This window comes from Marinobacter salexigens, from assembly GCF_002806945.1.
Lineage (GTDB): Bacteria > Pseudomonadota > Gammaproteobacteria > Pseudomonadales > Oleiphilaceae > Marinobacter > Marinobacter salexigens.
The window spans coordinates 323,558-345,542 of record NZ_NIHC01000004.1 but is presented as its reverse complement, the minus strand read 5'-3'; the positions used below and the strand labels follow the sequence as shown (position 1 = coordinate 345,542).

Genomic DNA, 21,985 nt, shown 5'->3' with positions numbered 1-21,985 from the left:
GCCGGGCATGCCGCCCAACCAATGTTAGTTGCGACGGTAATGCAGTTGCTTTCTTGTATTCTCAACACTGCCGTCCGGATTGTTTTTCTGGCGTTCCAGCAAATTCTGAATGCGCCTGGCGGTAGACTCATAAAATTCTGGCATACGCTCCAATGCCAGCAGCGTCATTGTCTGATCGTCTACAAAGCGCAAATCCTCTTCCTTCAACTCAAGGTTATCCAGTGGCTTATCACTGCCGGGGAAAACAATGAAAAGTACGTTGTCGTCCCACTTTTCCTCAAACTGAGCCAATGTAAAAGACAGATTGCCTACCGCAGGATCGGCCAGGTATACGCGATCATCACGGATGGTTCTGAGCACAACAAAATGCTTGAAGCCTGCATGGTGGATAGGAACAATGGCCGGGTGGTCCAGGTCAATCAGGTCGTCAATCGTGGCGCGGAAGCCGCCAGAGGGGTAACCCAAGGCTGTTACAAGCCGCTTCATATCGAGCATGGAAAAGGCTCGGCGGGAGACGATACGATCGCTTTCACCGTAATGCAGGAGGCCTTCCATCACCTGGCGCTCTGAAAGGTTGCGCCCAAGATAAAAGTTCAGGATTGTAGTTAAAGCTGCACTACCACAACTGTAGTCGTAGGCCTGACGCACTATATTGCGGAATTTCTGCTCAACCAAAGGCTCAATACGAAAACCTGTGAGCAGTTCCACGGGGCTGGAATCAACCTTATGCTCGATTACAACGGCCCCCTTTTCATAAGGCACCTCCATAGTGGCTTCCTGCACTATGGCGAACGTGAGAATGGATCCAGCGAGCACAAGCAGCATGTCAGACGAAATCCCTGTTTTTGTTATCCATGACATTTTTTGGATTACATATTGTTACGGCAAGATACCGAAATAGCTGCGAGTTTAAAGATAACTGTGCCTCAAATCTGGTGCTGCAACGGCACGTTAACTGAAGACGGTTCTCAAAACGGGGAAGCTGAGGCTGCCACTGATATGGTTAGGCGGTAACGGGTACGCAAAACAACACGCATCCGCACTCAGCTCAAATGGTGAACACGAAGTCCAGAAGCAGGTAGCACAGAAGAGTAACCACGATCATTCCGATGATATTCAGGGCAAACCCGGCACGAATCATATCGCCTATTCTCATATGGCCACTGGAGAACACGATTGCGTTGGGCGGAGTGGCTACTGGCATCATGAACGCACAACTGGCGGCAATGGCAGCCGGAATAGTGAGCAGGAGCGGCGATGACTCCTGAGAAACCGCCAACGCCCCCAGAAGCGGCAGAAACGCTGCGGCAGTTGCCGTGTTACTGGTAACCTCAGTGAGAAAAATAATGACTGCGACAACCAGAATGATCATAACGATCACCGGCAGCGCGCTTGCGACACCCATGCTGGCGGCTATCCAGCTTGCCAGCCCGGAGCTACTGATTACTCCGGCCATGGCAAGACCGCCACCAAACAGCAGAAGTACACCCCACGGAATCGCTTTGGCCGTATCCCAATCGAGCACAAACGTCTGGGTTCGCACGTTGACCGGGATGATGAACATGGCGATAGCGGCGGAGATGGCAATACCTGTATCGCTTAGCCAAGGCATGATATTCGCGGAAAGCAATGGTCTGAAAATCCAGGCGCTGGCTGTCAGCACGAACACGACAGCCACCATTTTTTCGCCCCGAGTCATGGGGCCCAAAGCCTTTAGCTCGTCCCGTATAGCCTGGCCCGCACCGTTCTGCGCGGTCAGACCAAAATCCCTGCGTGTCAGCCACCACCAGATCAAAACCAGCATCACCGCAGCAACTGGTACACCCAACAGCATCCACTGAGCGAACCCGACCGAGACTCCCTGGGTTTCACTCAGATAGGCTGCCAGCAGTGCATTGGGCGGCGTCCCTATGAGCGTGGCAATACCGCCTACACTGGCCGAGTAGGCTATGGCCAGCAGCAGTGCCGTGGCATAACGCTGAACATTTTCGTGCTGGCCGTTGCCCATCATGGCAATTACCGACAAACCAATAGGGAGCATCATGATGGCAGTTGCGGTATTGCTGACCCACATGCTCAGGAAAGCGGTGGCCAGCATAAAACCTGCAATCTGGCGTTTAGGCTCGTTACCAACCGCCTTGAGTGTCATCAGGGCAATACGGCGATGAAGTTCCCAGCGCTGCATCGCCAGGCCCAGGGTAAATCCACCCAGGAAAAGAAAGATGATCGGATTGGCGTAAGGCGACGTCGCCTGGGAAATGCTTCCCAAACCAAGCCCTGGCACCAGCACAATGGGCAGCAGAGCCGTGGCAGGGATCGGGATGGCTTCCGTTGACCACCAGGTTGCCATGAGCAACATAAGGCCCAATGCAGACCAGGCCTCTGGTGTCATGGACTCCGGAGGTGGCAAGAGTACTGTCACGAGAAGAAATCCGGCCCCCAGAAACAGACCAATCAGCCGGCTTTTAGGATAACCTTGCGAAACCTCCGTTATCGGTTGTTCAAGCATGCAAACATTCCATGCGCTTCATTCTTTTGCTATTCCTCGTTCCTACTCTTGCGTATCAGCCTGGTTTTCAGCGCAGGCGATGCAAACCGTGGTGTAAGGCAATACCTGGAGCCTTCGGGGGTCAATAGTTTCGTCGCAGACCTCACAAACATCACCCAGCCCGTGGTCGATGCGCTCGAGTGCTGATTTTATCTGGGCAAGCTCAGCCCGGGTTTCGGTTTCCAGCGAATCCACCACTTCATCATTCTGGATTTGCTGGGCCTGCTCGACAGAATCCTTGTCGAGTGCTCCACTTTCACGGTGCTGATGGGCCTCATAGCGGCCCAACCTCTCTGTCAGATCCTCTATCAGAGTTTCAAGTTCCGCTTTGCGATTGCTCATATAACACCTCCCGGGGTCCAAAAACGGCCCTTCCCATACTGCTAAGCAAAACTACAGTATAGGACGAACACTGGATTGATGTTTGTCATGAATATGGCATGCTTATCAGGACACAATAGAGCCGATGTCAAAATGAATGCAAAGGAGCTGTCCCAATGAATAACGACATATTTGAAAAAGCCACACGCCTAAACCAAACACTTTTTGACCAGTTCAGCAAAGCTGCAGAAATGCAGATGAGCGCCTTCCGCCGATACGCTGACGTGACCATGCAGCAGGCAAAAAAAGTATCGGAAGTTCGTAGCCTGGATGAACTTAAGACAGTCACAAGCGACCAGGCAGATACCTTGAAAACCATGAGTGAGCAGATGACTCAGGACTGGAAAGAGTGGCAAAGCTACCTCACTGAAGCCCGTGAAGCAATGCAGAAAGCTGTCTCCGGGCAGACCGAAGAAACTCCCGATTCCAAAGAGTAGGAGCGCACTATGCTGGGTCTGCTTGAAAAAACGACTGCTCGGTTAGTTAACACATTTGACTCAAAGGTACGCGAAGGCCAACAGCAACTTGAGAAGCTGCTTGGAGGCTCTGGCGTTATGGATGCTGCCAAACTCTCCACTCTGACGCAAATGTCTGATGCGTACAGAGCCATGGCACAAGACCTGCTGCTCAACCCGCTGCGCTTTGCCAGTGCAGAACTGGATCTTGCCCGCAAGCAAGCAGCCTTGGGCGCCTATACTTATGGCCGACTAACCGGGCAGGAAACAAAACAAGTTGCCCCAGCAGAACCAGATGACCGCCGCTTCAATGCAGAGGAATGGCACAAACAGCTGCCGTTTGATGTCCTGCACCAGTTGTACCTGATCAACTCCCAGGCGTTTCTGAGCTGGGTAGAAAACATGGAAGGCGTACCGTCCAAAAGCCGCGACCAGATGCTGTTTTATGCCCGCCAACTCACCAGCGCCCTTTCCCCTTCGAACTTTTTGCTGACAAACCCGGAAGTTCTGAAAATAACCTGGGAACAAAAGGGAATGAACCTGGTAGATGGAGGCCGGCAATTTATCGACGACTTCCGCCAGAACCCCTCGCTTTTCAACGTTGGCATGACGGATCGCTCTGCCTTTGAAGTCGGAGTGAACCTTGCAACGACTCCAGGCAAAGTAGTGTTTCAGAATGATCTGATTCAACTCATCCAGTATACAGCGGCAACGGAAAGCGTAAGCAAGCGCCCTCTGCTTATTGTGCCGCCCTGGATCAACAAGTTTTACATTCTGGACCTCTCGGCCCGGAATTCCTTTATTCAATGGTTGGTGAACCAGGGCCAGACGGTTTTCGTCGTTTCCTGGCGCAACCCTGGGCCAGACATGAGAGACAAAAGCTGGGACGACTATATGGTGGAAGGTGCATTAGCCGCCATGGATGCCGTAACAGCTGCCACCGACGAAGAACAAATGAACCTCCTCGGATACTGCATTGGTGGAACACTTCTGGCTTCAACCCTGGCCTGGCTCAAGAAAAAAGGCAGAAACCCCGTTGTCAGTGCCACCTATCTGACCAGCATTCTGGATTTCTCCGATCCTGGCAGTATTGGTGTATTCATCAACGAGCACTCTATCCGTGGCATTGAGCGCATGCTTGAACAAAAGGGCTATCTCGATGGCCGGGCCATGGCATTTACGTTCAATCTGCTACGGGAAAATGAGCTTTTCTGGTCGTTCTGGACGAACAACTACCTCAAAGGAAAGAAGCCAGCAGCGTTTGATCTGCTGTACTGGAACACTGATGGCACGAACCTGCCTGCAAAAATGCACAGCTTTTATCTGCGGGAAATGTACCTGAACAACCGTTTGGTTGAGCCGGATTCACTGACCATGGCTGGGGAAACCATCAACCTGAGTGAAATTGATGTACCGTCATTTTTCCTTTCAGCCCGGCAGGACCATATTGCCAAATGGAAAACGACGTATAAAGGTGCTTTGGTTCATGGCGGTGATGTCCGCTTCGTGCTCTCCGGCTCTGGCCATATCGCCGGAGTTATCAATCCGCCATATAAAGAAAAATATGGCTACTGGACCAACAACACCCTGAGCAAGGATGCTGATGAGTGGCTCGAAAATGCAGAGCAACACCCGGGATCATGGTGGCCTCACTGGCTGGAGTGGTTACAGGATTACTCAGGCGATTCGGTTGCTGCCAGAGTGCCTGGAGATGGCAAACTCGCAGTGATTGAAGACGCTCCTGGGAGCTATGTTCGAGTGAAGGCTGCAGAAGCTGCAGCAAAACGCGCTTCGTAGAAATCCGTTAGTACAGTAGCGACCTGAGCTGAGGGCAAGTTTAGTGCCCTCAGCTGTCAGCTGGACAGCAGTTCAATTGGGTAGCGGATGGTGGTGCGGTCTACCCCAGGCTTGGATCCAAAATCCACAAGCAGTAAACGGTTGCAGATTTTATTCTCCAACCCAGGTTCGCCCAGTGTTGATTCAACCACAGAGCATCGGGAAACACTGCCGCTGGACTCAATCACCAACTCAGGTGTAATACTGCCCTGCAGTGATGGTTTACGACGAAGCTCGCGATTATAGATGCTATAGATAGCAGATTTGTTAGCATCCATGGTGCGCCTTAACTCTTCTTTGCTACGAGTGCGGGAAGCAACTTCTTGCTTTTCGCGCCGCGCATTTTCTTTGGCTTTCGCCACACGAGCCGTCTCCGCCACTTCCGCCCTCTTACGCTCAGCCAAAGCAATCTCACGAGTTTCACGCTCAAGCGCAACCTCGGCCACTCCAGCACTCTTTGTACTGGCGGTGGCTCGGGCTGCAAGCGTGTCTTCTGCTTTTCTGGTGATCGGCTTAGCTGTTCGCGTAACCGGCGCATCCAGTTTTATGGAGCTGGCGAGGGTACTCAGCTTTGTCAGTTCGTTGCCCATCGCGAGAATGCCCGTGTTCTTTGCTTTTTCGCGAGCCTTGGCCACAGCTTCAGGCTTCGGCTTCTCCTTTACCTCTGGCTTTGGCGGCAGCAACTTGGGCTTTGGCTCAAGCTTGGGCTCCGGTTTTGCCACTTCAACCGGCTTCTCTTCCGGTTTCACCTCAGCCTTTGGCTCTGGCTCCGGCTTTGGCTCGGGCAGAACCGGCTTGGGAGGCTCTTTCTTCTCCACAAGCAGCTTAGCCAACTGAGGCGGTAAGGCTTCACGCTCTTGTCGATCTTTCTCTGGCAGTTCGACCCAGCTCACATAACCTGCAAAAACCACGAACAGGGGCGCTACAACCAGCGCAATGGAAAGCAGCCGCCGGCGTTCTCCGCGCTCACCGCTCCACGGCAATCCGTACCGGTTTTCTGACATCCTCAGGGTCGAACGCTGGGTCATGCTCCGGCTCCCTCTTTCGTGCGCTGGTTAACTGCCAGAGAAATGCTGGCATACCCTGCATCCACACAGGTCGACATGATCTTCTTGAGCAAATCGTAAGGCAGTTCGCGGTCAGCCAGAATCGTTATCGCCCGCCCAGCTTCTGGTGCTGGCTGGGTTGAACGACTGGCCTGGTAATCCAGCTCTTGCTTCAGGCCGGGCTCAACCTGCCCTTCAAGTGCCTGCAGTACCTCACGTTTGATAACAGCACGTCCGTTTACCAGAATATCCTGGTCGGTTACGGTCAGCGCCAGCACATCACCGGGTGGCTGCACAGCAGACGAGTCCGGCAATTTGATGGTGCTGCTCTGGTTAAGCACTTGCACATCAGACGAGGAGTTAACCATCAGAAAGAACACCAGAATCGTAAAGATATCCATCAACGACACCAGGTTCATCTTGCTCTGGTTCTTGTTGCGCCTGTGGTGACGCTTCTGGCGGCGGGCTTTTGCTGATTCTTTCATGACTGCCCCCCTGCCTGTTCTGCGTTTTCAGTGCCCTCTTCAGGCGCATCGCCCAACGAGATTTCCGGAAACAGCTCTGCCTCTACCAGGTTGCCTGCAACGACCGCATCGTAGGAGCGGACGGTATCCATAACACTGACCAACACCTGATACGAGGTCTCCCGGGAAGGCATGATAATCACGTCCTTTTTCTCCGGAATACGACTCTTAAGCTCTTTCATGACGTCTTTAAGCAGGGCGTAATCGTACTCACCTTCACTCTGCTCAATCGCTTTGATCACTCCACCCTGATTATCTGCAACCACCAGGCTATCGGAGTGAATAACCACTTGTATCTGCAGCTCTTCAACCTGCTCTGTCGCAAGGCTTTCACCCGTGGGAAAGTTGAGCTCAAGCACACTGGTGTGTGCAAACACCATGTTCAAAAGCAATACCGGCACCAGCACAATCATGAGATTCATGAATGGCGTGATATCGAGATCCGGTTCGCTTTGTAATCGACGATGCTTACGTCTCATAGCCTGAAATCCTTTAGCTGATTATCAGGCCGACGCTGCCGCCGGGGCAGAAGAAGGTGCAGCCTGAGGCTGGGCAGTCGGGCGAACACCAGAGCCGTCGCTGAGCAAATTGAGCACCTTGATGCCGGCCATTTCAAAACTATCTACAATTTCGTTGGTCTTGGTTTGCAGAACGGAATGAACCAGCAGCATGGGGATAGCCGACATAAGGCCAAACGCCGTGGTGTTCATTGCCACGGAGATACTCTGGGAAAGCAGGCTGGCTTTTTGCGCGGGGTCGGCAGCGGCCACAGCTGTAAAGGCGGCAATCAGGCCGATAATGGTGCCCAACAGGCCCAGCAGTGTTGCGATATTGGCCAGTGTTGCCAAGTACTGGGTGCGCTTTTCAAGGCGCGGCATCACATCCAGCAGCCCTTCTTCCATAGCGTACTCGATGTCTTCACGACCCTGCCGGCGTGCCAATCTCTGAAGGCCATAACCAATCATGGTAGACATGCCCGTGCCGGATTCCTGAGCGTAATTGAGTGCACCCTTGAAATCTTTCTTCGCAATCATCTGGTGCAGTCGGTTGAAATCCCGGCGATTAGTGATCTTCTGGGCAGACAGGTATACGTATCGCTCAATGGCCACAATGAGACCGATAATCAGCACAACGGCTATCGGAAACATAAAAAAGCCACCTTCCTGGAAAAAGCGAACGGCGGTATCGATCATTTTTTAGGCACTCCATGGTTCGGTTTTGGAACAGTCTAAGCGCTACGGTACTGCAAAGGGGTTAAGTTTGCGGGGGTCTGTGTTGCGGTTTGTTGTAGTTTGCACTCGAACACAGAAACACTGTGACGCACCTCTCACTGCCGGTCGGATTTCACTGGGCCTTCAAGGTGTTGCCTCTACATTGTCTACAGAAGTGTTTTCCATTTTGAATACATCGTGGTAGCGGACAAGGCGTTGAAATTCGTAGCGATTCAGGGGAGCAAATGCCTGCTCCACCAGCAATTGCTCATCGGGCGCACGGAGTTCATCCACCGTCGGTGGCTGCCAGGGCACCAGATACATCACTGTCGGTACCTCCTGGTCACCACGAATTCGGGTGCCTTCAATGGTTACTACCCCGGAATCCTGAGCCTGAACCGGCGAAATGCACAACATGGCCAGGACTGGCAGCAGAAGGCTTCTGAAGATATTGTTCATGCTTTGCCTCTTGCGTCAGATTCTGTTTTTCGCATCGAATATCCAATCCTTCAGCCGCGGATCCGGCTCTTCAGCAAGCTCTTTATACTGTTCATACAAAGGCAGCGCCTGTTCAGGCTTGCCCAGGTATATATCGAGCAAAAATGCTAGATTAAGTACGGCTGGCAAGTAGTCTGGGTCTACCGCAAGAGCTTCGCGGTAACGTGCGTCAGCCAAGGTGAATTCGCCTGAGTGCCTGGCAATAACACCAAGGTTGTTGAGAGCAACCAAATGCGATTGATCCAGAACCAGAACCTGCTCAAACCTCAGTTGTGCCAACTCCATATCACCCGCCTGCATCGCCAGGAGTCCCAGATTAGCTATGGGCCCGCTGCGGTCGGGATGTTCTGCTGCCAGTTTCTCAAACCGCACTCTGGCCTCATCAACATCTCCATTTTCCATTAGCACTACTGCTTGTGAAAATGCCTCCTGCAATCGTATTTCCGCTTCTACAGCAGATGCTGCTGCCTCATCAGGCGCCACCTCTCCCTCTGGTGCCAGCGCGCAGCCACCCAGCAGCAAGAACAAGACAAACGCTGAGACCAGTTTGCTACCCCAAATCATTGACGACTCCAGCGGTAACCTCGGGTTTGTTATAGCGACCGGGAAGCAAGCGGCGCAAGGATTCATAACTGCGCTTCACCCATTCATCAAAGATGCCCTCGCGGGCCCGGCGGATGTTCTGCTCATGGATATCAATGGCATTGTCTTCGAACGGATAGGCCTGTTCTTCCAGCAGTAACTCGTATTGGGCGAGTTCCAGTTGGCTAAGCCCTTCCGGGCGCTCTGAATCCATCAGATCTACGCCCAGGCGGCTGTATATATGGGCAATCTGATAGCCTGCTTCCGTGGCAAACGATGAAATGCCGTAACTGGCGGTTTTCTGATAGGCGTTCACCGCCGCTTCCAGAGCATTGGTTTTAGCCACCATGCTCTTGTTCAGAGGCAAGGTCAGGCGAATGCTGTCGTAACGCGCCAGAGCATCCCGCGCCAAAATGGCAGAGGCAGAGGCTGCCAGGTAGCGCATTCGGTCATCTGCACCCCCAGGGTTGTCATCCACTTTATCCATCTGCTTCTGGAGCCAGTAATCCCGGCGATCAAGATCATCCCGCTCTTGATAGAGCTCTGCCAGCCGGTTGGCGGCTTCCATATACATGTCTGCAGGTTCCGGATAGCGATTTGCGTAACTGCGCCAGGTGTCGATTGCCTTGGATTCATTGCCGGCTTTGTCGTATAGCTCTGCCGCAATTTGCAGGTTTTCCCGGCGTTCCTGGGGCGTGGTTGCCATAGCCACCATAAGGTTTAACTCGTCGCCGGCCTTTTCCCACTGCTCCGTTTCCCGGTAAGCAAAGGCCAGTTTGGCAGGCACTGTAGCCGCCAGTTCATGCTCCAGGAACGCTGAGCGGAAACCGGTCAACACACCTATTGCCTCGTCCCACCGTGCTGCGCCTATAAGCAGAGAGGCCGCATCGTATTGTGCGTTGGCATTCAACACAGACGCGGGCGCAACCTGCCCAACACGCAGGTATTCGCTCACCGCCAAATCCAGGCTGCCAGCCTCGGCTAACTGTTCTGCCTGCCGGAATACAGAAGCCGCCATGTTCTCCTGAATGCCAGGTCGCCTTTCATCTTCAAGGGGCATCATGGAAAGCGCGTCCCGGTATGACTGCTCAGCTTCCCCATACCGGCCCAATTCAAACAGGCTGTGGCCTGCCAGCAACAGCGCCTCGGTTACCAGAACAGGATCAGCTGCCGGCTGCCAGGTGGCCAGGCGACCGGCCATGGGGATAACCTCTTCAAGGTGTTGCTGATCAAACTCCCGCTGCAAAGCAATGTAGTACACGCCCGGCGCACGGGGGTCTTCGGGGTAGGCATTCACAAATCTGAGGCGATTAAGCTGCTGCATTTCCTGCAGGGCAAACAGGTTTTGCGTTGGTTCGTCCAGCCAGGTCTCTGCGTATTCACGGAAGGCCAATACGGAAGCGTAGCCAGCTTCTGCAGCACGCTCGGGCATCTTGCCTGCGGCCGGGAAATCATAGGCAACCCGCTCAAACGACTGAATGGCATCTTGCCACTCTTCCAGCTCCACATAGGTTTCAGCCAAGAGGAACAAGCGTTCAGGGGTGCGCGGGTGATTCGGGAAAGTGGCGGCAAATTCAGAATAGTAAGCCGCCGCCTGGCGATAGTGCTGTTCTGCGTTATCGTTCAACTTGCCCTGGCCTGCCGCGGCTTCCCCAGCCAGCAGATAGTGACGATCGGCCAGTTCTGGTAACAGAGTTTCCAGCTGGGTTTCGATATAGGCGAGCGTTTCCATATCCGTCTCTGGCCAGTAATCGCTGTAGATGCCATAGTTTTCTATGAACTCGGCTTTGCGAGCCGGAATGGCTTTGTCGAAGCCTGCCAGCTCAAGGGTACTCATGGCCTGCATGTGATACCGCGGAGCCCAGGGGCTTTCCGGGTGCTCGTCGATATAGGCATCAAACACGTCAACCGCATCGCTGTAGCGCTCCCGCTCAATCAGCAGGTTACTGTAGCGATGGTAAACCAGTACTTCATAGGGCCGGCTGCCCACTTGTCGAAACAGTGCTTGCAGGGTTTCCGCACCATCGAGGTAAGACAGCGACAGGCCCACAACCCGAAACAGGTCTTCCGTGAGGGTCTGATAACGTTGGTCTGGTGGTTCTGCGCCCTGTTCTACCGGCATAACCAAATCCAGCACCTCAACATAGCTGTATAAGGCCTGTTGATAGTCGCCCTGCTTGAACTGGCTCCAGCCTTTCATGTAATAGCCATTCAGCAAAAAGGAAGGATCTTCACTACGGTCAGCGCTCACCAGAGTGACCTCTTCAAACGCTTGTTCCGCTTCCGCATAGCGACCGTTGATAAACAGAATATCCCCGCGCCGGAACTGGGCCTCAACCCAGTAAGCAGAATCCGGGTAGTGTGTGACCAATGCATCCAGCGCGGCCAGCTGCTCAACGGTCATGCCGCGTAGCTCCCAGGCTCGGGCCAACTGGTAGTAGATCTGGTCATTCCCTTCACGATCCGGATATTCCGCCAGCAGGCCAGTGTAGGCTGCAATAGAGCCAGACAGATCATCTTCGGCGGTATCGGTCATTATGCGTTCTGCGCGGGCGAACTCGAGATCCGCAAGGCGATGCCGGATAGTGACCTGCTTGAGGGGGTCGTCCACCAGGGGCAACAAATCCCGGTAGCTCTGCATAACCGACTCAAGGGAAACACTGCCCGCTGGCATCTGCCCGGCCTGAGCCTCAACCACTGCCGGATCTGTTTCCCGGTCGAGCTTTATCGGGGTCAAGGAAGCCAGGGTTCCTGGCCGGGCTGCAGGCATTTCTCCATCGCCCTGCCCCAACCCGAGTGCTTGGCAGCCAGCTAACAACATAGCCACCAATACGGGCACAAGCCCCTTGGCCAACACCGCAAAAGCACCACGGCCATCACGACGAGTGTTGAGGTTCCGGCTAATCATTAGCGGCCTCCACACCCTGTCCTGCCCGGAACAACTGGTCAGCCAGCCGAGCCTGGGCATGGCGTGAGGCCACAAGGTAACGGCGAACCTCATCACTTTGTTGTTGCAAGGCATCATCCAACCGGTTCATCAATATGCCTCGGGCCTCGCCCAACGCCGTTTGCACCTGGGTTTTCAGCTCTTGCAGCTCCAAGGACTTGTTAGCCAGCCTGCCCGCCAGCTCGCTATGCTCGCTGTCGTCTGCTGTCAGAGTTTCCACCCCGAATCTTTGGGCCTGAAAACGCGCCATCTCTTCCGTTAGCTCTCGCAGTTCCTTCTGTGCTGCCCAGCGGTTCACACCGTAATCATTGGCTACTGTCCAGTCGAAGTAGGCCTTCATTCTCAGATACTTTCTTCGCTGGCTGGCAGTGCGCTCATCGTCTGGTAACTGCTCAAGGGTGGCGGCAACTTTGCCTAAACGGGCTTTCAGTGCCTTCTGTTCTGTGGTCATGAAGAATTCGGCATTCTCTTGTGCAAGGGCTGCGTCAATGGCCACTCGAAATGCGCTGAGCTGTTGAAGCCACTCGTCCGGTTGCTGCTGTTCCAGTTCCAGGCGCGCCTCGGCACTTCGGCGTTCCCTTTGCATCTGCCGGGTTTCAAGCATGGTTTCAAACGTGCTGAGTTGGCGCTCTCGCTGGTTCAACAGTGCCTGCATTCGGTAGAGTTCGTTCAGCTCCTTCAGTGCCTGCTGGAATGGCTCCGCTGCCAGAATTTCTGAAAGCCCGAAATCCGCAGGTGTTACCCGAAGACGACCGTAGGCATCGGTAGTTATTTCATCGCTGTCCCTAAGAAAGCTCAAGCGCGACATCAGGCTCTCTTCGGTCAGTGCTTGCCGGGAAGCCATCAGCTCATCCACACGGGCTTCGTAGTGCGCCGCCGCTTGAGCAAATGCTTCCAGTGCCTCAGGGTGCTGCCCCATCTGTTCAAGCACATAGCCCTTTGCATAGGGAATCTGCTGTCTCCAGGGCAGAAAGAGTGCACGTTGGGAGAGTGCACCCAACGCATTCAGAGCGCTTTGCATCTCTCCCTGGCCTGCCGCTGCGACGGCATAATCAAACAAGGCCCGGTCGGCGAACACGCCATCCAGAGGCATGGTGCCCAGCAGTGCCACTGCCTTATCAAACTCGCCATCCCTGAGGTACAAACGGGCGAGGGAAAGCCGGGTTTTATCCAGTAAGGCCTGGTGCTCCGAAAGCAGTTCGCCGCCAGGGGTCTCGCCTTCCATAGCCGCAGTGAGCTCTCGCAGGCTCTGCTGGGCTGCCGTGAAATCATTAGCGTCGACCTGAGCCATAGCGAGGTTGTAGTTCAGGTAATGAGCCCATGGGCTGGAATCTGTCAGTCGTTGGCGCAGGTGTTCAATCAGGGGTTCATCACCAACCTGGTCATTCAAATCACCACGGAAGCTGTCAGACATCATGGCTAACTGTGCTCTGAGGTATAGCCATTCTGCGTAGAGCGCGGCGTCCGCTTCTTCCAAAACGTCGGAATCAACGCGCTGAAGGTTTTCGTAGGCCAGCGGGTAATCACCTTCGAGGTAAAACACCTTGCCCAGATAAAACCAGGCCTGGCTACGCACTTCAGGCGTGAGCTTTACACCGGGGTCATTTTTTTCATCTTCGAGCAACCCCGTGAAAAGCTCACGGGCTTCACGGGTCATGCCGTAAGACAGCATCAGCCCAACTTCCACCAGTTCCGGATAGTCGCCGTGGCCACGGATTCCACCCCGTTCACGGGCTACATCCAGCAGAGTGAGGGCTTCAAACGCCTCGCCCTGGTGGTAGTTGTAAAGCACCCAGCCATAGGCAAGATCTTTGGCCCGCTCTGGTGACTCCTCTGAAGTGGCAATTGGCGCATTGAATAATAGCGCCAGGCAGCCGACAGCGACCGCAGCCAGACGCATGCCTGTTCCGGGCTTTTTTAACTTTGAGCTGAGTGTCAGGTTCTTTATCACTCCCACTCCACTATGGACACCATGGGTTGGTAATCTGACGAACGATCCTCAATGCGAATTTCCAGGGCCGCGGTATCCGTGCCTTTTTCAAATGAGAAAGTAGCTGCTTGTTTGTAAGCGCGGTTGTTCGGCCCGATGCCTTCCACGAAGGCTGTCACTTCATGGGTGCCGGTTTTCAGGTTGCCAATGTACAAGCGCTGCATGCCACCCCGCTCAAGGGCTGTAACCTGGCGCTCGGTGTAAAGATGAGACGCCACAATATCGCCGTTGACCTTTAGCTTTACCGCATCCAGTTGCAGAAACTTGCCCGCATCAACACTGAGAAACACCGCAAACTGTGTGCTTGCGGGGAACAGCAGGTCTTCTTCCAGAATAAAAAGATCCCGGTTCAGGCGAATCACTTTCTTTTTGAGATCCTGAACCTGTTCTGCAACTGCTTTGCTGTCGTCGGCCGGCGCTGTTTGCGCCAACACGCTCCCACTCGTGAGCACCATGAGTGCAGCCAGAAGGCCGACAACCATTGTCTTCAGTGAATCCGTCATAGTCAGGTTTCCTGCAAACTCAGTATTCGAGAATCAGTGATGCCCGGGTTACCAGCGCATCGAATGAATAAAGCGGCTCTTGGCCCGGTAGATAATTGCCTTCCGCAGTGACATCCCGGAAGTTGTCATAATCGAAATTCAACCAATCCAGTAACAGGCTGAACTGCAGCCGCTTGATGCCCGGCAGGGATGTTTGCTTCCACTCGTACACTGCGCCGGTGCCAAAGGTTGTGCCCGAAAAAGAGCTCATTTCCTTGTCTCTTGCCAAATGAGTCTGTGAATTTTCATAGGCATAGAGATCACTGTAAAAATCCGCCTCGCCCTGGGTGTAGTAGCGCACTGATCCTTCCAGTGACCAATGCTGGTTCAAGGCATGCACATAACCCAACTCAATGGTGTGCGCGTTTATACCCCAGGTGTCTGTGAAGTATCGGTATTCGCCCCGGATAGAGGCTCGATACGGCAAGTGGTACATGGCTCTCGCGGCCACCGCGGTACTGGTTCGGGTTTCCGGGTAACGCTCAGGTTGGTACAAGAACGCAGTGGCATCGTTGGGGTCGAGATAACGGTTCTGGCGGTAGGGGTTCTGCAGAAAACCTTCATCTGTGACCACTTCCAGATCAAGCCCGACTAGCAGGTTGCGGGTCAGCACTTGGCTAAAGCCCAACTGATAGTTACGGCGATCTGCCTCTTCACTGAAGCTGTCGTTACCGCGCTTTCCAACCTCATCCCAGCCGGCCGCATAGCCAAGGGTGACCGTGGACATGCCACCAAAAAACTCCTGGCTAACGGTGAAGTAGAGTGTGTTGGCTTCGTAATCGTTCTCTGAACTGTTGGTAAAGCCCAGGCTCATAATGGCCCGGTCGTACAAGTAATCTACGCCCAGTGTGTATTCAGTTCGCTCTTCTTTATAGGCGCTGGCGGTGGCTAAAACATCTATCGAGGCCGCCGACACCATGTCCACGTAATACTGGCCGGACACAGACACCTGAGGGCCTACACTTTTGCGCGCAAGCACTACGGGGCCATCAATCTCCATACCGCCGCCGTCGTACCGGTGATAAAACAGATCCACGTTATCCACTGGCAGGGTTGCTGCCTGGGCAAACGAAGACGCCGCCATCAATACGAGAAACAGCAAGGCCACAGGAGCGCGTTCAGTTACAACCACAGCCACCTCCTGCGCCACCTTCCGCCCCACGAGCCGACTCCCTCGCCTGGTACACGTGGTTAATGTAGGAATCTGCTTTGCCATGGCGGCTCAGGCTCATGATCGGATCCGCCAGGCGATCCCTCTCATAAGGCTTGACCCATGGTTCGACAGAGCTGCACCCGGCCGTTGCTGAAAGCAGCAGCGCCAATAGCAAAGGCGCGATGATGGTCAGTTTGCGCATAACGCTTACCCGCTCGGGAATCACTCTCGCACCAGTTCTCTGATCTGGGCTTCGTACTCAACTTCGTAGCCCGGCTTGTAGCCGTAATGAATGTAGCGGGCGTTGCCATCGCGATCGATCATCACGGTTGTGGGCATGGCCGGCACTTCGTAAAGCTGGCTCACTGAGCTTTCAGGATCGTACAAAATGGGATAATCCACCGGCACTTTTTCCAGAAAACGCAAAGCCTCATCGCGGTTCTCATCCACATTCACCGCAAGAATGGTGAAGCCCAGATCCTGATAGCGACTGTAAATGTCATCCATCAGGGGCATTTCCTGCCGGCAGGGGCCGCACCAGGAGGCCCAGAAGTTAAGCATGACCACTTCACCACGATGATCTTCCAGGCGAATGTTGTCTCCGCTTCGGCTTTCCAGCGTGAAGTCCGGAGCCGGGACATTGATGGCGTCTGCCTGAACGCTCATTGCAGCGCCGGACAATGTGAGAGCCAGAGCTATGGCTATAACCGGGTTGTTCATCTAAATGGCTCCTGTGTTCAGAAAAATACTGACAATCCGGTACGGATTTCAGTGTTCATGGAGGTTTTCTCAGCCCCTACCACATCGATGCGGTAGTAGTGCTGGCGCACGCCGATATCTATGGCAAGGCTGTCTGTGAGTAAAACCTGATAACCTGCTCCGGCGTTGACGGTAAAGCGGGTATCGCCGCCAAAATCCGTGGCGCCCGCGCCGGCAATCAGATAGAAATTGGTATTGAATGCGTAGTTCTCGCTAAAAAACGCTTGGCCCGGCAGAAGGTTATAGCCCAGGTTGATGTTGTAATAGCGGTACTCACGTTCACTATCGGTCAGCACCTGCACATTACCCGCCAGATTTTCAAAGCTGGTCTCGCCACCTTCCGCAAAGCCGATTCCTGCCTCAAAAAAGAAGGATTCGCTCAGGTGATAGGTAAGCTTGCCGCCATAGACAAACGACGATTCGAAATCTTCAATATTGATCACGCCCAGAAAGCCGCCGATCTCGAAGTTCTCGGTATCAATCAGCGCCTCATTGACCGGCACGGGTTTTACATCGGGCTCAATCAAAGGCCGATCATCGCGTTCGGCGCTCTCCTGCGCGAATACCTGAGGCGCGAATGCCATGACCTGTGCCAGGCAAAACCCGGTCAGAAAAAGATGCTTAGTCCGATTTTCCATTCTGTCGCTTCTTCGTTGGTTGATCGGCTGGTAAAGACTTTGTAGTCCTTGAACTCGGCCCGGATAAAATACCGTTCAGTGATGTACACACGCACACCTAAACCGGCATGGCCTACGCTGTTGTCTCGTTCTTCCGGCACTGCCAGTGTTGCTTTCGGATCTACCCAGATATGCCCGACGCCAAGGGTAAAATAGGGTGACACTCTTAAATGGGGAAACGGCTGGTGCACTATATTGGCATTCACCATGAGTATCTCCGAGGCGCTACCCAGCACCTGTGAGCCCGACAATTCTGCCGCGAGATTGGGGGTAAACCAGTATCCCCCGTAGCCTGCGGTTACGGGGTTGCCTTCAAACTCCCCCATCAGAATTCCGGCTTCAAAGGTGCGCTCACTGTACGCATTCATATTCGGCACGCTGAGATTGACGCGTTCGCCGGTTGCGTCTTGGGTTTGCGCTATAGCAGCCACAGCTACCCAACCTTCACGCCCCTTCCCATCCCGCACTTTCATCCAGCCGGTTTTCCGTTGCAGCAGGGTTAGCCATTCCCCCTTTTCGCTGCTGTGGAACACCGGGTAACCCACCGCAGGGCCAGTGCGCCAGACTACAAAAGGCTCGACAACCTGAACCCGCTGTTCGGGCTCATCGTCACCCCACAGCCAGCCGGCCCAGGCCATCCCGGGTAAGCAGAGCATCAGTAACAGAATGGCAATGGGCATGGTTGTGGCGTCAGTTCCTGATTAGTTATCCGGGGCGTCGAACGGGTTGTTGTAGTACTGGGCGCCCATGTCGAGCCACTCTGCTATTAGGCGCAATTCGGCTGGTGACAGTCGTCCGCTGTGGGTGCCTCCTGACCTGAAGACTTCTTGGAATCGTGTACTGGCCAAGGCGCCATTTACTGACATGCTTGCAGGCACGGGTACCGGAATAAATATTGGTTGCTCGAAACCATCCTCATCCAGAATAGGCTCGCCTTCTTCGTCCCTGAGGACTTCTCCTGAGTCGACCATTTCATCAACCAGAACACCCTCTGGGTTTAATTCCTGTTTGTTGTCTGGAAACAGCAATTCCCGGTAGGACTTGAAGTGCGATGGGTTAGCATCTGAAGGCCCATTGGTCAGGTCCAGATCGGCAGCCGCAACAACTGGCGATTCTGCATTATCTGAATTGGTGTGGCATGAGGTGCAGGTGTGATCGTCTAATACCGCACCGCCCCCGTCGACCACTTCCCGATTCGAATCCCAAAGTGGGTGAATATGGGTTTCATAATTGATCACTACGCGGCAGTTTGCGGTCCAAGCACCTTCATCCGCATTTGCACATGCACCTGAAACTGGCGGTGGTGTCTGCAGGTTTTCATAGGCCAGTGATCGATCTTCTACGCTGCTGGCAAGATCCGCCCACTCATCATCTCTATAAACCGGGTCAGGCAATGGCCGACGTATTTCCTGTGTTCGTGCATAGACCTCGGCCATGGTTTCGCCCATATCTGCATACAGGGTTGGATCCGTGCCAGGAAAAGGCAGGCTGGTGGTACTCGCACCACCCCAAACAGGCGCTGGGCCGGCATCAGGGCGGCCATGAGAGGCAGGTGACCGCGGATCGTGGCAACCCTGGCACCCCATGGTTTCACCGGGGCGAACTGATAACCAATTCTGGTGGCGGTCGCTTGTTCTTCGGCCTTGGGCATCGAGCACGCTGATCGCAAAGGCGACGTTGGCTGGTACGGCTACCTTCACCGAGCCATCGGGCTCGATGGGCACATAGCCCAGAATTTCCCGCATCAGTTGCCCACGGCTGCGACCAAAGGCACTGTTATCAAAATCCTTCACATTGTCATCAGGCATGGATACGGGCTTTTCAAGCCGCAGGAAACGTGCCGGGCGCTGTTCTGCGTTCGTGAGCAAGGGGTTGGCAGTTGTTGCGATACCGTTTGGTGATCTATCTACACCATCTATGTCATAAACACTGCGAATATGCAGAATGCCGTAGCCATCTTCAGCTAGCTGCGCAGCATCTCCCATGGGCTGGGCGTCGGGAATAAACCCCTCCAGTGGCCGCTCACGCATCAGCATCGCTTCATCAAACTGCTCTCCTTCTGAAGGCTCTACCACAGGCCTCTGGGTGCCATTTGCCACATCCAGCAGCCATAGCCCGTATACCGGCGGCGCAGGTACATAGGCATCAGATTCCAGGCGCTCTTCAGTGCAGTTCACAATACGGCCGGATGCCCTCTCACTGAGCCGGCAGGGTGTCCAGCTAACCAGATATCTGTGGGTTCCATCCATAAGAGGTGAAACAGAACCGTAGCGCCCCTTCAGTGACAGTTCGCCATCAAGCCTGATGCCGGGAATCAGTGGGCGCTGACCGCCATCACTGGCAACACCGTCAATGCGCAGGACAGCTTCCACGTAGTTATGAACATCCACCTCAGCCGGTGCAGAGGCGTAATCGTTGGTTTCAAAAGGTCGCAATTGCACCAGCACAGAGTTTGAGTCGGTTTTCCGGGCTTTCAGGTACTGAACATTGCGTGTTCCCGGAACGGAATCGTGGGAATGCCGGCCGTAAAGGTAGGAGAGCCCCGTTCCATCCGGATTAACCCGGTACAGGTTCACCCCGTTGTTACGGGTCTGACCTGCATTGTCCCAGCGACTGAATACAATAAACCCTTCATCGGTAACCAGTGGATCCAGGTCGTGGCTCTGGTTAAAGGTAATTTGCTGAATGTTTTCTCCATCGTCATCCATGGTATGGAGAACGAAAGCAGGCACGTTCCGGTTTTCATCAAGGCCGGCGAACTGGCCCTTATTTTCATCCAGGAGAATAGCTTTGGAGGTGCGCTGGCGAGTCGATGAAAATACGATCCTGCCATCAGGCAAATAGGCTGGAGCCACATCCTGGCCACGCCGAGCTGCTTGATCTGACGTTAATACTCTACGCAGAAGGTTGGCTGCATGATCATATTCCCAGATATTCCAGGTGGGCTGATCTTCTTCATCGGCACCCTCAATTTCCGGTGCCCGCATGGCGAACAGCGCGCGATTGCCGTCGTGGGAAACGTGAAGATCTTTTACGTCGTAAAGCAGGCGCCCCGCATCATCCAGAAACTCCGGGCCGGTAAACGCCCGGGAGGACACATCGATAGCGCGGGCATCAATGGATGCACTGGCCTTTACAAACAGGCGCGCGCCAGGGCGAAACCCGGAAGGATCGGCCAAGTTGTCCTCGATCAGTGCGCCGCTGTTAGTGTCGAATAACAGCGGGCGCTTTACAAAGACCACGGGATTTTCGACCACTACGGGGTCAACTCGCTGGCTATCAGCGCTGGGCAAGCAGCCTGAAAGCACTGCCAGCAGGCCCAGGCAGGCCAGCAAGCTGATGATCTTGGTCGATTTCTGAGCCACGCGCCCTGGTTCCCTTGAAAACAGTGTCGCTGCACTGGAGAAAGTAAATTCGTGACATAAATTAAGTCTGCGGAACCCTGCATCTCCAGAGGCTTTGCGTAAGGAAATGTAATTACGTGGCCCACCCCACACTTCCCACGTTAATTGCAAGGATAAACTATTAACAATTGTCAAACTGGCCTATTGTGCCCGAGCCAAAACCATCGAGGACAGCGACATGAAAGCCAACACAGGGATGCGCGCCAGCGCATTCAAGGCATGCAGTATGTCACTGCTGATTTTGCTAACCGGCGCTTTTGCCTGCACAGCCAGCGCAGGACCGCGGGAGCAAGCCAAACGAATTCACGACAGAATAGCAGGCGTCCCTCCGTCTGCCTCTGTGCTAGATGACATGGCTCAGGACATTGCGGCCAACAGAGCGCTCAATGCTGCCTTTACCGCAATGAAAGATCGTGCCTTTTATAATGTAACGCTGAAAAACTTTGCGGCGCCCTGGACCAATGAGGCGATGACGCCTTTTGTGCCCCTGAACGATTACACCGCTACAGTGATCGGCCTGGTAAGAGATGATGCAGACTTCCGCAGGGTGCTGTACGACGACGTTTTATACGTGGGCACATGGAATGACCTGCCGGACTATTCCAACTCGAACAACAATCACTACGAGAAGATCGAGGAACTTGGCCACGATCTTTCCGACAAAAAGAACTTCCGAGGCGTAAACCAGTCATCTGTTACAGGTCTGCCCAGTGACGCCACCGCCGGCGTAATAACCTCACGCGCAGCTGCCAGGGCCTTCTTCAGCGCCGGAACCAACCGCGCCATGTTCCGGTTCACCTTGATCAACCACATGTGTCGCGATCTTGAACAGGTGGCCGACGTAAACCTGCCCCCGGACAGAATCCGCCAGGACGTTTCCCGCAGCCCGGGTGGCGACAGCCGTGTATTTCTGAACAACTGCGTGGGCTGCCACACGGGCATGGACCCGATGACCCAGGCTTTCGCCTATTACGATTATGAGTACAACCCGGATACAGACCCGGACGGTGCTCTGGGCCAGCTCATATACAACACAGTCAACGATCCCGGCACTCAGTCTCGGGTTCAGGCCAAGTACCTCATTAACTCCACTACCTTTGCTCCTGGCTATGTCACACCAAACGACCATTGGGACAACTACTGGCGCGAGGGTGCCAATCGCCGACTGGGCTGGGATTGGAGCCCGGTACCCGGAGCCCCTTCCGGCTCGGGTACTGGTGCAAAAACCCTGGGCATGGAATGGGCTTCCTCGAAAGCCTTCGCGGAGTGTCAGGTGAAAAAAGTGTTCAGGAATGTGTGTCTCAGACCACCCTCCAGCAGTGCAGACCACAATCAGGTCGAAACAATGATTTCCAGCTTCAGGAGTCAGAACTTCAATCTCAAGCAGGTGTTTGCCGAATCTGCTGTCTATTGCGCCGGGGAGTAACACCTG

Annotated in this window: 21 protein-coding genes; 3 read left to right on the top strand and 18 right to left on the bottom strand. The window is 54.2% G+C overall.

Annotation, left to right across the window (positions count from 1 at the left end; translation table 11 throughout):
* Nucleotides 1-24: 24 nt before the first annotated feature.
* The 3 genes from CDH47_RS09485 to CDH47_RS09475 form a co-directional block, all read right to left on the bottom strand.
* Entirely contained in the window at nucleotides 25-825 is an 801-nt protein-coding gene (locus CDH47_RS09485) for a C39 family peptidase (RefSeq protein WP_100639629.1), read from the bottom strand.
* 223 nt (nucleotides 826-1,048) lie between these two features.
* Nucleotides 1,049-2,509, bottom strand: coding sequence for an SLC13 family permease (locus CDH47_RS09480; protein WP_100639628.1), 1,461 nt, complete (start codon nucleotides 2,507-2,509; stop codon nucleotides 1,049-1,051).
* A gap of 42 nt (nucleotides 2,510-2,551) precedes the next feature.
* On the bottom strand, nucleotides 2,552-2,890 hold the full coding sequence (locus CDH47_RS09475) for a TraR/DksA family transcriptional regulator (protein WP_100639627.1): 339 nt from the start codon (nucleotides 2,888-2,890) through the stop codon (nucleotides 2,552-2,554).
* A 155-nt stretch (nucleotides 2,891-3,045) separates the two neighbouring features.
* On the opposite strand from CDH47_RS09475, the gene CDH47_RS09470 reads away from it, so the two are divergent.
* Entirely contained in the window at nucleotides 3,046-3,366 is a 321-nt protein-coding gene (locus tag CDH47_RS09470) for a phasin family protein (protein WP_100639626.1), read from the top strand.
* Between the two features lie 9 nt (nucleotides 3,367-3,375).
* Nucleotides 3,376-5,181 carry a class I poly(R)-hydroxyalkanoic acid synthase gene (locus CDH47_RS09465; protein ID WP_100639625.1) on the top strand — a complete coding sequence of 602 codons (1,806 nt, stop codon included), beginning with the start codon at nucleotides 3,376-3,378 and terminating at the stop codon, nucleotides 5,179-5,181.
* A 56-nt stretch (nucleotides 5,182-5,237) separates the two neighbouring features.
* On the opposite strand, the gene CDH47_RS09460 is transcribed toward CDH47_RS09465, so the two are convergent.
* From CDH47_RS09460 to CDH47_RS09390, 15 genes are all read right to left on the bottom strand, one after another.
* Nucleotides 5,238-6,248: an AgmX/PglI C-terminal domain-containing protein gene (locus tag CDH47_RS09460; protein WP_239985683.1), complete on the bottom strand. Its 1,011-nt coding sequence runs from the start codon at nucleotides 6,246-6,248 to the stop codon at nucleotides 5,238-5,240.
* Nucleotides 6,245-6,751: an ExbD/TolR family protein gene (locus CDH47_RS09455; protein WP_100639624.1), complete on the bottom strand. Its 507-nt coding sequence runs from the start codon at nucleotides 6,749-6,751 to the stop codon at nucleotides 6,245-6,247. Before CDH47_RS09455 ends, CDH47_RS09460 begins: the two co-directional genes overlap by 4 nt.
* Nucleotides 6,748-7,269 (bottom strand): ExbD/TolR family protein, encoded by a 522-nt coding sequence (locus CDH47_RS09450; protein WP_100639623.1) that lies wholly within the window; start codon nucleotides 7,267-7,269, stop codon nucleotides 6,748-6,750. The genes CDH47_RS09455 and CDH47_RS09450 overlap by 4 nt, the downstream gene beginning before the upstream one ends.
* Before the next feature lie 24 nt (nucleotides 7,270-7,293).
* Nucleotides 7,294-7,983: a MotA/TolQ/ExbB proton channel family protein gene (locus tag CDH47_RS09445; RefSeq protein ID WP_100639622.1), complete on the bottom strand. Its 690-nt coding sequence runs from the start codon at nucleotides 7,981-7,983 to the stop codon at nucleotides 7,294-7,296.
* A gap of 162 nt (nucleotides 7,984-8,145) precedes the next feature.
* Nucleotides 8,146-8,460: a hypothetical protein gene (locus CDH47_RS09440; protein ID WP_100639621.1), complete on the bottom strand. Its 315-nt coding sequence runs from the start codon at nucleotides 8,458-8,460 to the stop codon at nucleotides 8,146-8,148.
* A gap of 15 nt (nucleotides 8,461-8,475) precedes the next feature.
* Entirely contained in the window at nucleotides 8,476-9,063 is a 588-nt protein-coding gene (locus CDH47_RS09435; protein ID WP_100639620.1) for a tetratricopeptide repeat protein, read from the bottom strand.
* A complete protein-coding gene (locus tag CDH47_RS09430; RefSeq protein WP_193601628.1) occupies nucleotides 9,050-11,989 on the bottom strand; it encodes a tetratricopeptide repeat protein in 2,940 nt (979 codons plus the stop codon). Before CDH47_RS09430 ends, CDH47_RS09435 begins: the two co-directional genes overlap by 14 nt.
* Nucleotides 11,982-13,928: a YfgM family protein gene (locus CDH47_RS09425; protein ID WP_239985675.1), complete on the bottom strand. Its 1,947-nt coding sequence runs from the start codon at nucleotides 13,926-13,928 to the stop codon at nucleotides 11,982-11,984. Before CDH47_RS09425 ends, CDH47_RS09430 begins: the two co-directional genes overlap by 8 nt.
* Before the next feature lie 47 nt (nucleotides 13,929-13,975).
* Nucleotides 13,976-14,521 (bottom strand): AraC family transcriptional regulator, encoded by a 546-nt coding sequence (locus CDH47_RS09420; protein WP_100639619.1) that lies wholly within the window; start codon nucleotides 14,519-14,521, stop codon nucleotides 13,976-13,978.
* Nucleotides 14,522-14,540: 19 nt separating this feature from the next.
* A complete protein-coding gene (locus CDH47_RS09415; RefSeq protein ID WP_476738578.1) occupies nucleotides 14,541-15,692 on the bottom strand; it encodes a DUF3570 domain-containing protein in 1,152 nt (383 codons plus the stop codon).
* Complete coding sequence (locus CDH47_RS09410; RefSeq protein ID WP_100639784.1) at nucleotides 15,679-15,915, bottom strand: DUF4266 domain-containing protein; 237 nt, start codon at nucleotides 15,913-15,915, stop codon at nucleotides 15,679-15,681. Before CDH47_RS09410 ends, CDH47_RS09415 begins: the two co-directional genes overlap by 14 nt.
* A gap of 20 nt (nucleotides 15,916-15,935) precedes the next feature.
* Nucleotides 15,936-16,433 (bottom strand): TlpA disulfide reductase family protein, encoded by a 498-nt coding sequence (locus CDH47_RS09405; protein WP_100639618.1) that lies wholly within the window; start codon nucleotides 16,431-16,433, stop codon nucleotides 15,936-15,938.
* A 17-nt stretch (nucleotides 16,434-16,450) separates the two neighbouring features.
* Entirely contained in the window at nucleotides 16,451-17,110 is a 660-nt protein-coding gene (locus tag CDH47_RS09400; protein WP_100639617.1) for an outer membrane beta-barrel domain-containing protein, read from the bottom strand.
* Nucleotides 17,080-17,829: an SH3 domain-containing protein gene (locus tag CDH47_RS09395; RefSeq protein ID WP_100639783.1), complete on the bottom strand. Its 750-nt coding sequence runs from the start codon at nucleotides 17,827-17,829 to the stop codon at nucleotides 17,080-17,082. The genes CDH47_RS09400 and CDH47_RS09395 overlap by 31 nt, the downstream gene beginning before the upstream one ends.
* A gap of 21 nt (nucleotides 17,830-17,850) precedes the next feature.
* On the bottom strand, nucleotides 17,851-20,514 hold the full coding sequence (locus tag CDH47_RS09390) for an HzsA-related protein (RefSeq protein WP_161494485.1): 2,664 nt from the start codon (nucleotides 20,512-20,514) through the stop codon (nucleotides 17,851-17,853).
* A gap of 217 nt (nucleotides 20,515-20,731) precedes the next feature.
* Here CDH47_RS09390 and CDH47_RS09385 point away from each other — a divergent pair, with 217 nt between their 5' ends.
* Nucleotides 20,732-21,979, top strand: coding sequence for a hypothetical protein (locus CDH47_RS09385; RefSeq protein WP_205077560.1), 1,248 nt, complete (start codon nucleotides 20,732-20,734; stop codon nucleotides 21,977-21,979).
* The last annotated feature ends 6 nt before the right edge of the window (nucleotides 21,980-21,985 follow it).

Bases quoted from the DNA above. Each gene is read 5' to 3' on its own strand.
- CDH47_RS09410 (WP_100639784.1), bottom strand. From the start codon at position 15,915: ATGCGCAAACTGACCATCATCGCGCCTTTGCTATTGGCGCTGCTGCTT.
- CDH47_RS09445 (WP_100639622.1), bottom strand. From the start codon at position 7,983: ATGATCGATACCGCCGTTCGCTTTTTCCAGGAAGGTGGCTTTTTTATG.
- CDH47_RS09405 (WP_100639618.1), bottom strand. From the start codon at position 16,433: ATGAACAACCCGGTTATAGCCATAGCTCTGGCTCTCACATTGTCCGGC.
- CDH47_RS09385 (WP_205077560.1), top strand. From the start codon at position 20,732: ATGAAAGCCAACACAGGGATGCGCGCCAGCGCATTCAAGGCATGCAGT.
- CDH47_RS09455 (WP_100639624.1), bottom strand. From the start codon at position 6,751: ATGAAAGAATCAGCAAAAGCCCGCCGCCAGAAGCGTCACCACAGGCGC.
- CDH47_RS09395 (WP_100639783.1), bottom strand. From the start codon at position 17,829: ATGCCCATTGCCATTCTGTTACTGATGCTCTGCTTACCCGGGATGGCC.
- CDH47_RS09460 (WP_239985683.1), bottom strand. From the start codon at position 6,248: ATGACCCAGCGTTCGACCCTGAGGATGTCAGAAAACCGGTACGGATTG.
- CDH47_RS09470 (WP_100639626.1), top strand. From the start codon at position 3,046: ATGAATAACGACATATTTGAAAAAGCCACACGCCTAAACCAAACACTT.
- CDH47_RS09485 (WP_100639629.1), bottom strand. From the start codon at position 825: ATGCTGCTTGTGCTCGCTGGATCCATTCTCACGTTCGCCATAGTGCAG.
- CDH47_RS09400 (WP_100639617.1), bottom strand. From the start codon at position 17,110: ATGGAAAATCGGACTAAGCATCTTTTTCTGACCGGGTTTTGCCTGGCA.
- CDH47_RS09480 (WP_100639628.1), bottom strand. From the start codon at position 2,509: ATGCTTGAACAACCGATAACGGAGGTTTCGCAAGGTTATCCTAAAAGC.
- CDH47_RS09465 (WP_100639625.1), top strand. From the start codon at position 3,376: ATGCTGGGTCTGCTTGAAAAAACGACTGCTCGGTTAGTTAACACATTT.
- CDH47_RS09430 (WP_193601628.1), bottom strand. From the start codon at position 11,989: ATGATTAGCCGGAACCTCAACACTCGTCGTGATGGCCGTGGTGCTTTT.
- CDH47_RS09475 (WP_100639627.1), bottom strand. From the start codon at position 2,890: ATGAGCAATCGCAAAGCGGAACTTGAAACTCTGATAGAGGATCTGACA.
- CDH47_RS09440 (WP_100639621.1), bottom strand. From the start codon at position 8,460: ATGAACAATATCTTCAGAAGCCTTCTGCTGCCAGTCCTGGCCATGTTG.
- CDH47_RS09450 (WP_100639623.1), bottom strand. From the start codon at position 7,269: ATGAGACGTAAGCATCGTCGATTACAAAGCGAACCGGATCTCGATATC.
- CDH47_RS09420 (WP_100639619.1), bottom strand. From the start codon at position 14,521: ATGACGGATTCACTGAAGACAATGGTTGTCGGCCTTCTGGCTGCACTC.
- CDH47_RS09425 (WP_239985675.1), bottom strand. From the start codon at position 13,928: ATGCGTCTGGCTGCGGTCGCTGTCGGCTGCCTGGCGCTATTATTCAAT.
- CDH47_RS09435 (WP_100639620.1), bottom strand. From the start codon at position 9,063: ATGATTTGGGGTAGCAAACTGGTCTCAGCGTTTGTCTTGTTCTTGCTG.